This window comes from Nostocoides japonicum T1-X7, from assembly GCF_001046855.1.
GTDB classification, from domain to species: domain Bacteria; phylum Actinomycetota; class Actinomycetes; order Actinomycetales; family Dermatophilaceae; genus Nostocoides; species Nostocoides japonicum.
Map to the genome: position 1 here is coordinate 2,865,148 of NZ_HF570958.1, position 8,773 is coordinate 2,873,920.

The following is an 8,773-nucleotide window of genomic DNA, read 5'->3' on the forward strand; positions in this document are numbered from 1 at the left end:
CCGACCACGACAACCCCGCACGTGCCGAGTCGATGTCGCCGGACCAGCCCGCCCGACCACGACAACCCCGCACGTGCCGAGTCGATGTCGTCGGGCGAGCCCAGGGAGGACAACAACTCGGCACGTGCGGAAGTCGGTGGGAGGAAGCTGCCCCCACCGCGCGGTGAACCGCCCGGGCCCGCAGTGCGTACCTACCGGTGACGTAGAACCAACTCGGCTCCCGGGAAAGGTCGGTAACCCCGATGAATGACCAGCCTCGGACGACCGTCACCACCGTGCTCACGACCGTCGTCGTCGTGGGACTTCTCATCGACGCCTTCGTGCACCTCCACCTGGCTCCCGCGTTCGCGGCGAACCGGACGAGATGGCTCAGCGAACCCGCACTGTTCCGAGCGGAGGCCGCGGCCGCCATCGTGGCAGCCGTCGTCCTGGTGGTCCGCCGCAATCGCGTCACGACGGCGTTCGCGTTCATCGTCGCCGCGAGCGGCACGGTCGCGGTCGTGGTCTACCGGTACGTGGACCTCGGCACGATCGGGCCAATCCCGGACATGTACGACCCGTACTGGGCGCCCGCCCTGAAGACCATCAGCGTCGTCGCCGAGGCGCTCGCTGCGTTGGCCGCGCTGGCCCTCATGTTGGCGGACGCGAGGCGCGCCTCGCCACAAAGCTCCAGCACGATCCGGCACGCGCATCACCCGGCGAGCGGCTGAGGCGGCCGGCCACGTCCCTCCGACGACGAACGCCACAGCGGTCCGCTCAAGCCGAGCCGACCGCCTCGGGGCGCTCGACCACACCGGCCGCAGGACTCAGGCTGCGGAGGCGGACACGACCGTGCGGCCACCCAGCGGCAGCGTGACGGGGACGGCGAGCGCCTCGGTCTCGGCGACGCGCTCGGACACCGCCTCCAGAACCTCCGAGAGGGGGATGTTGAGCGCCGAGCACACGGAGAAGAGGAGCTCCGACGAGGCCTCCTTCTCACCGCGCTCGATCTCCGAGAGGTAGCCGAGGGAGACCGAGGCCGCCGCCGACACCTCGCGCAGGGTGCGCCCCTGGGCCAGTCGATGTTCGCGAAGGACGTCGCCGAGCTCACGTCGGAGCAGGATCATGACGTCACCTCCCCGGGGGCTGGCTCTGCGCTCACGTGACAACCGTACTCTGCCGGTCTGACCGGCCGCATCGCCTATTGCCCATCGGTGCTGTCAACGTCCCCATCCACCGGGATCTTCCGCGCCCGCCGCCCGGAGGTCGACCCACGCGGTCCGTATGCCGGACCTCGTCCAGGCGGCTGAGCCGTCGCGTTCTCGAGCCGGTCGCCCCGCCTGGTGCTCCAGCGGGCGAGTCCGTCGGACTCTCGAGGCGGTCAGCCGCCGGATGCTCCGGCATCCTCAGCGCGCCGAATCGTCCGCACGGGCTGCACCGGTCGACTCCCGGACCGTGTCGAGGGCCAGCCGGAGGACGGCCGAGACGGTCGACCTCCGGATGCCGTCCCGGCCCCCGGAGAGGTCGAGCGCCTTCACCCAGGTGCGCGGCGGGGTGGCGCCGGGAACCGCGACGGCGACGAACACGGTCCCGACGGGCTGACCGTCCTGCGGCTCGGGGCCCGCGACCCCGGTCGTCGCGAGCCCGACGTCGCACCCGAGCACGCGGCATACCCCCTCGGCCATCTGGGCCGCGACATCGGGGTCGACCGCACCACGGGAGGCGAGCAGCGCGCCGTCGACGCCGAGGACGTCGCGCTTGACGCGCGTCGCATACGAGACGACCCCGCCGGCGACCGACGCGGAGGCGCCGGGCGCGGCCGTGAGAGCGGCGACGACGAGGCCACCGGTGAGCGACTCCGCGGTTCCGACGGCGAGCCTCGCATCCCGGAGCGTCGAGAGGAGCTCCGCCGCGATGGGCTCGACCGACGGGCCCGCTGCTCCCGACGTGGATGCCCCCGACGGACCGGCTGCCCTCGACACGGTCGCCCCCGGTCCCGTCGTCATGACGACCGGCCGGTCTGCCGCGCCCGGCGGGCCCGCTTGCGCAGGGCGCGCTCGCTCGTCCGCCGCAGCCGCATCGCCCTGCCGACGTAGTCGAGACCCGTGACGACCGTGACGACGAGGGCGGCGAGGAGGACGACCCAGGCGCCGGTGCGCCACGCCGAGCCGGCCGGCCAGGTCCACAGCGGGAGCACGAAGAGCCACAGGGCGAGCGCCTGCAGGAGGGTCTTGACCTTCCCGCCGCGGCTCGCTGGGAGGACACCGTGCCGGATGACGACGAACCGCAGCGCCGTGATGCCCCACTCGCGGATGAGGAACACGACGGTGATCCACCAGGGGACCTCGCCGATGCTCGACAGGCCCGCGAGCGCCATCGTCATGAGGGCCTTGTCGGCGATGGGGTCGACGACCTTGCCGAAGTCGGTGACGAGGTTGCGGCTGCGGGCGAGGTCGCCGTCGACGAAGTCGGTGACCATCGCGACGAAGAAGATCCCCGCGGCGGCGTACCGGTACCCGGCCCGGTCGCCGCCCTCGGCGAGGAGGAACCAGCCGAAGACAGGGACGAGGACGAGCCGGAGGATGGTCAGCGCGTTGGCGATGTTCCACACGCTCGGTCCCGGGACGGCGACGGGCCCCGGCGCGCCGGTGCGCCCGGGCGTCACGGCTGCCCCGCGGGGAGCGGGTCGACGGGAGCCTCGCAGACGAGGTCGACGCCCTCGCTCGCGACGACGACCCCGCGGACGATCTCCCCGGGACGGAGGGGGTATGCGATGCCGCCGGGTCCCTGGACGACGGTCACCCCGTCGATGTCGGGGCCCTGGTGCGCGGCGCGGCCGACGGTGGCGCCGGTGTCGGGGTCGACGGCCTCGAGGAGGACGTCGACGGGCTCGCCGATCCGCTCCTCCGCGCGCTCCGCCGTGATCTCCTCGACGAGGTCCTGGAGGCGGGCCACCCGCTCGGCGACGACGGCCGGCGGCACCTTGTGGGCGAGGCCCTCGCCCTCGGTGCCGTCCTCGTCGGAGTAGCCGAAGACCCCGACGACGTCGAGCCGGGCCGAGACGAGGAACCGCTCGAGCTCCTCGACGTCCGCCTCGGTCTCGCCGGGGAAGCCGACGATGACGTTGCTGCGGATCCCGGCGGTCGGCGCGAGGTCGCGGACCCGCCGAAGGAGGTCGAGGAACGGCGCGGTGCCGCCGAAGCGACGCATCCGGCGCAGCAGGTTCGGGGCGGCGTGCTGGAAGGAGATGTCGAACCACGGGACGACCCCCGGCGTCGTGGCCATCACCGACAGGAGCGAGGGCCGGACCTCCGCCGGCTGGAGGTAGGAGACCCGCACCCGGTCGACGCCCTCGATCCCGGCGAGCTCCGGCAGGAGGGCCTCCAGGAGCGTGAGGTCGCCGAAGTCCTTGCCGTAGGACGTGGAGTTCTCGCTGACGAGGAACAGCTCGCGTACACCCCGCTCGGCGAGCCAGCGCGCCTCGGCGAGGACGTCGTCCGGCGGGCGCGACACGAACGCTCCCCGGAACATCGGGATCGCACAGAAGGCGCACCGCCGGTCGCAGCCGCTGGCGATCTTCAGCGGGGCCCACGGGGAGTCGTCGAGCCGCCGGCGGACGACCGGAGGGCCGGAGGCGGGCCGTCGCATGCCGCCGGCCCGCTCGCCGTCGTGGGTGGGGGCAGCATCCGGCAGTGCGAACGGCCCCCCGGTGGCTCCGCCCGGGCGACCGGCGGGCTGCAGGTCCGATGGTGCGGACGTCACCGCCCCGACCGTCCCGTGGCCGGGCAGCGCGACCCCGGAGGCCCCGCCCTGCCGGGCCGCCGGCGTGAGCGGCAGCAGCCGACGCCGGTCCCGAGGCACGTGCGACGCGGGCCGCTCACCCTGCAGGATGCGCGTCAGGTGACCGGAGAGGTCGGCATACGAGTCGAACCCGAGCACGGCGTCGGCGTCGGGGAGCTCCTCGGCGAGCGTCCGGCCGTACCGCTCGGCGAGGCAGCCGACGGCGACGACCGCCTTCGTGCGGCCGTGCTCCTTGAGGTCGGCCGCCTCGAGGAGCGTGTCGATGGAGTCCTTCTTCGCCTGCTCGACGAAGCCGCACGTGTTGACGACGGCGACATCGGCGTCCGCGGCGTCGTCGACGAGGACCCACCCGTCGGCCGCGAGCCGTCCCGCGAGCTCCTCGGAGTCCACCTCGTTCCGGGTGCAGCCGAGGGTCACGAGCGCGACGCTGCGCTCCTGCCTCGCCGTCATACCGACAACTCTATGGGTGCCCGAGGTGGGTAGGGTGCCGCCCATGCCCGACGCCCCGACCTCCGAAGCGGTTCGCGACCTCCTCACGGAGGATCCCGTCCTCGACGGTCACAACGACCTCCCGTGGGAGCTGCGCGAGCAGGCGGGATACGACCTCGACCGGATGGACCCGTCCGGCCGGCTGACGACGACGCAGACCGACCTGCCGCGCCTCGCCGAGGGCGGCGTGCGGGCACAGCTGTGGTCGGTGTTCGTGCCGCAGACCCTCCGGGGAGCCGACGCCGTCACCGCGACCCTCGAGCAGATCGACGTCGTCCGGCGGATGTGCGAGCGGTATGCCGACCGCATGGTCCTCGCGACGACCGCCGACGAGGTCCGCGCCGCGTGGCAGGGGGGCCGGTTCGCCTCGCTCATGGGCGCGGAGGGCGGTCACCAGATCGACTGCTCGCTCGGGGTGCTGCGGACCCTGTTCGCCCTCGGCGTCCGCTACCTCACGCTGACCCACAACGAGAACGTCCCCTGGGCCGACTCCGCGACCGACGCCCGCCGGCTCGGCGGGCTGTCGCCGTTCGGGCGGGAGGTGGTCCGCGAGATGAACCGGCTGGGCATGATGGTCGACTGCAGCCACGTCAGCGCGGAGACGATGCGCGACGCCATCGCGGCGAGCGCCGCACCGCCCTTCTTCTCGCACTCCAGCGCGTATGCCGTCTGCCCCCATCCGCGCAACGTCCCCGACGACGTCCTGGAGGAGACGGGCCGCCGGGACGGCGTGTGCATGGTGACCTTCGTCCCCAAGTTCGTCAACGAGGCCGTCCGCGCGTGGGACGAGGAGTGCCTCGCGGACGCGCGGGCGGCAGGGGTCGACCACCGCGACCACGTCGCATACACCGCCTTCCAGGAGGACTGGGGACGGACCCATCCGCAGCCGCGGTCCTCGGTCGACGACGTCGTCGCGCACGTCGAGCACGTCCGCGAGGTGGCCGGCATCCGCAGCGTGGGGCTCGGCGGCGACTACGACGGCGTCGCGCGGCAGCCGACCGGTCTCGAGGACGTGACCGGCTACCCCCGTCTCCTCGAGGCGCTCCACGACCGCGGGTGGTCACGGGCCGATCTCGCCGCCCTGACGAGCGGGAACGCCCTGCGGGTGCTCCGCGACACCGAGGCCGTGGCGCGGGACGTCGCGGCCCGACGGGGCCCGAGCACCGCGACGATCGACCGGCTCGACGCGGGCTGAGCGGTCAGCCGCGATGCCGCCGGACGGTCAGGGCGACCATCCGGCTGATGACCATGGCGACGTAGAGGACGCCGATGAGCTGCTCGAGCATCGTCCACGACTGGGCGACCTGGGTCACGGGGGTGACGTTGGAGAGGCCGACCCCGGTGAGGCTCGCGAAGGACAGGTAGAGCAGCTCGAACCACGTGCGGGCCACGACGCCGTCGCCCGCGTCGAAGGATGCCGGTGCGAAGCTCTGGACGATGTCGTAGACGTAGGCGAAGCCCCACGCGACGAGGGTGAAGGCCGCGCCGACCGCGAAGAGGTCGTCGCTGGTGACCCACTCGTCCCCGAAGAGGTACCGGACCATCGCGTACGACGTGTAGAAGTAGAAGAGGACGTGGGCGACGTCGGACCCCACGGTGATGACGGCGACGTCCTCCCAGAAGATCTCCAGCACCGAGCCGACGACCGCGAGCGACCCGAGGACGAGGGCGGGGACGACCGTGCTCTGGGTGTTGCGGATCGTCCAGATCGCGATGCCGAGGACGAGCGTCCCGATGAGGGAGATGACCGCTCGGCCGAGCGGGGTCTGTCCGATGAACGGGTAGGCGACGATGGCGAGCACCTGCATACCGAGCAGCACCGCCGAGGGGTACCGGTTGAGCCGGTCGGTGAGGGCTCCGGTCGGGATGCCGAGGAACGTCACGACCCGCTCCGGCGCGGGGCCGTCACGGTCTGCCGGTCAGCGACCACGCGTCCTCGTCCTGGCCGTCGTCGCCGTCGTCGTATCCGTCGCCCCATGGCTCGGTCGGACCGGGACCGTCGGGGTCGACGGCATACCGGTCCGCGGCCGGCGCCGGCGGCTCGGCAGGCGCCGAGGTCAGCTCCTCGGGGATGTCGTCGCCGCGCATGAGCGCGAGGGTCGTCGGCAGGTCGTCGGGCTTGACGAGGACGTCGCGGGCCTTCGACCCCTCCGACGGCCCGACGACACCTCGCGACTCGAGCAGGTCCATGAGCCGGCCCGCCTTGGCGAAGCCGACCCGCAGCTTGCGCTGGAGCATCGACGTCGAGCCGAACTGGGAGGTGACGACGAGCTCGGCGGCCTGCAGGAGGAGGTCGAGGTCGTCGCCGATGTCGTCGTCGATCTGCTTCTTCGCGACCGGGGCGACGACGTCCTCGCGGTAGCGCGGCGTGAGCTGCCCCTTGACGTGGTCGACGACGGCGTGGATCTCCGACTCGGTGACCCACGCGCCCTGGACGCGCATCGTCTTGCTCGCCCCCATCGGGAGGAAGAGCGCATCGCCCTGGCCGAGCAGCTTCTCGGCGCCGGGCTGGTCGAGGACGACCCGGCTGTCGGCGAGCGAGGACGTCGCGAAGGCCATCCGGCTCGGCACGTTGGCCTTGATGAGGCCGGTCACGACGTCGACGCTCGGGCGCTGGGTGGCGAGGACGAGGTGGATGCCGGCGGCCCGGGCCAGCTGGGTGATGCGGACGATCGAGTCCTCCACGTCACGCGGCGCGACCATCATGAGGTCCGCGAGCTCGTCGACGATGACGAGGAGGTAGGGGTAGGTCTGCAGGACCCGCTCGGACCCGGGCAGCGGCTTAATGCTGCCGGCGCGGACGGCGGCGTTGAAGTCGTCGACGTGCTTGAACCCGAACATCGCGAGGTCGTCGTAGCGCAGGTCCATCTCGCGGACGACCCACTGGAGCGCCTCGGCCGCCTTCTTGGGGTTGGTGATGATCGGGGTGATGAGGTGCGGGATGCCCTCGTATGCCGTGAGCTCCACCCGCTTGGGGTCGACGAGGACCATGCGCACCTCGTCGGGCGTCGAGCGCATGAGGACCGAGGTGATCATCGAGTTGACGAAGCTCGACTTGCCGGCGCCCGTCGCCCCCGCGACGAGCAGGTGCGGCATCTTCGCGAGGTTGGCGATGACGTAGCCGCCCTCGACGTCCTTGCCGACGCCCATGACCATGGGGTGCTGGTTCGCGCGGGCCGCCTGACTGCGCAGCACGTCGCCGAGGGAGACGATCTCCTTGTCGGCATTGGGGATCTCGATGCCGATGGCGGACTTGCCGGGGATCGGGGAGAGGATCCGGACGTCGGCGGAGGCGACGGCATACGCGATGTTCTTCGACAGGGCGGTGACCCGCTCGACCTTGACGCCGGGCCCGAGCTCGACCTCGTAGCGGGTGACCGTCGGGCCGCGCATGAACCCGGTGACCTGGGCGTCGATGCCGAACTCGTCGAGGACGGTCGTCAGCTGCCGGACGACGAGGTCGTTCGCGGCCGAGCGCTCCTTGTGGGGGGAGCCCTGTTTGAGGACCGAGCTGTCGGGCAGCGCGTACGTCACGTCGCCGGCGAGGGCGAGCTGCTCCACGCGGGGCGGCAGCTGGCTCGTCGGCGGCGCCTGGAGCGGCTCCTTGGCGGGCGTCCCGGGTCGTCCGGACACCGTGGGGATGGCCTCGGTGTCGGGTCCGCTCCCCGTCGTCGAGGTCGCCGGCGTCGTGGAGGCCGCCGGTGTCGTGGATGCGGTCGGCCGCTTCTGGCCGGGCCGCAGCCGCGGCTTGCCCTGCGTCGCAGGGTCGACGACGGCGGCCTGCTCGTATGCCGTGTCGCCCGCTCGCTCCGCGAGCTCGATCTCCGACGCCGGGGTCCGCCGACGGGTCCGGGAGGCGCCCTTGGGTGTGTCCTCGACGGCCGGCTCCGGCTGCGACGCGCCGTGCCCGACGAGTGCGCGCCATACGTCGCGGGCCCGCGTGGGCACCTCGTGGAGCGGGGTGCCGGTGACGACGAGGACCCCGAAGAGGCCGAGGAGGAGCAGGAGCGGGACCGCGCCCTTCGGCGTGAGGGCGGTGGCGAGCGGACTCGAGGCGAGGAAGCCGATGATGCCGCCGCCGGCGCGCATCCCGTCGGCGCCGTCGGGTGGGTTCGGAATGCCGGCGGAGATGTGGACGAGGCCGCAGGCGGAGAACGCGAGGGCGGTGAAGCCCCACGCCATCCGGTTCGTCGCCGCCTCGGCCTGCGGTGCCCGGAGCATGCGGACGCCGAAGAGGAGGAGGACGAGGGGCACGGCATACGCCACCCGGCCGAAGGTCCCGGCGAACACGGCGTGGACGATGTCGCCGAAGGTGCCGGGCAGGCCCCACCACTCGCGCGCGGCGACGACGACCGCGAGGGCGACGAGGAGGAAGCCGACGCCGTCGCGGCGGTGCTCGGGCTCGAGGTCGCGCGCGCTCGTCCCGACCTTGCGCGCCGCGGACCCCGCGACGTGGGCCATCCCCATCCACGTCGTCCGGAACGCCCGCAGCGGCAGCGGCAGC

The 8,773-nt window shown here is 72.8% G+C and carries 8 protein-coding genes; 2 read left to right on the forward strand and 6 right to left on the reverse strand.

The window, feature by feature from the left end; genetic code table 11:
• Window positions 1-242: 242 nt before the first annotated feature.
• A complete protein-coding gene (locus BN12_RS12830; RefSeq protein WP_048553002.1) occupies window positions 243-710 on the forward strand; it encodes a hypothetical protein in 468 nt (155 codons plus the stop codon).
• A 96-nt stretch (window positions 711-806) separates the two neighbouring features.
• On the opposite strand, the gene BN12_RS12835 is transcribed toward BN12_RS12830, so the two are convergent.
• The 4 genes from BN12_RS12835 to rimO form a co-directional block, all read right to left on the reverse strand.
• On the reverse strand, window positions 807-1,106 hold the full coding sequence (locus BN12_RS12835; RefSeq protein ID WP_048553004.1) for a helix-turn-helix domain-containing protein: 300 nt from the start codon (window positions 1,104-1,106) through the stop codon (window positions 807-809).
• Window positions 1,107-1,385: 279 nt separating this feature from the next.
• The gene (locus tag BN12_RS12840) at window positions 1,386-1,985 is read right to left on the reverse strand and encodes a CinA family protein (protein ID WP_083454628.1); all 600 of its coding nucleotides are present in this window, start codon (window positions 1,983-1,985) and stop codon (window positions 1,386-1,388) included.
• Complete coding sequence (gene pgsA, locus BN12_RS12845) at window positions 1,982-2,644, reverse strand: CDP-diacylglycerol--glycerol-3-phosphate 3-phosphatidyltransferase (protein WP_048553005.1); 663 nt, start codon at window positions 2,642-2,644, stop codon at window positions 1,982-1,984. The genes BN12_RS12840 and pgsA overlap by 4 nt, the downstream gene beginning before the upstream one ends.
• Window positions 2,641-4,230: a 30S ribosomal protein S12 methylthiotransferase RimO gene (rimO, locus tag BN12_RS12850; RefSeq protein ID WP_048553007.1), complete on the reverse strand. Its 1,590-nt coding sequence runs from the start codon at window positions 4,228-4,230 to the stop codon at window positions 2,641-2,643. Before rimO ends, pgsA begins: the two co-directional genes overlap by 4 nt.
• A 43-nt stretch (window positions 4,231-4,273) precedes the next feature.
• On the opposite strand from rimO, the gene BN12_RS12855 reads away from it, so the two are divergent.
• A complete protein-coding gene (locus BN12_RS12855; protein ID WP_048553008.1) occupies window positions 4,274-5,464 on the forward strand; it encodes a dipeptidase in 1,191 nt (396 codons plus the stop codon).
• 4 nt (window positions 5,465-5,468) lie between these two features.
• On the opposite strand, the gene BN12_RS12860 is transcribed toward BN12_RS12855, so the two are convergent.
• Entirely contained in the window at window positions 5,469-6,152 is a 684-nt protein-coding gene (locus tag BN12_RS12860; RefSeq protein WP_048553011.1) for an ion channel, read from the reverse strand.
• Window positions 6,153-6,174: 22 nt separating this feature from the next.
• Window positions 6,175-8,772 carry an FtsK/SpoIIIE family DNA translocase gene (locus BN12_RS12865; RefSeq protein ID WP_235432395.1) on the reverse strand — a complete coding sequence of 866 codons (2,598 nt, stop codon included), beginning with the start codon at window positions 8,770-8,772 and terminating at the stop codon, window positions 6,175-6,177.
• Window position 8,773 lies beyond the last annotated feature (1 nt).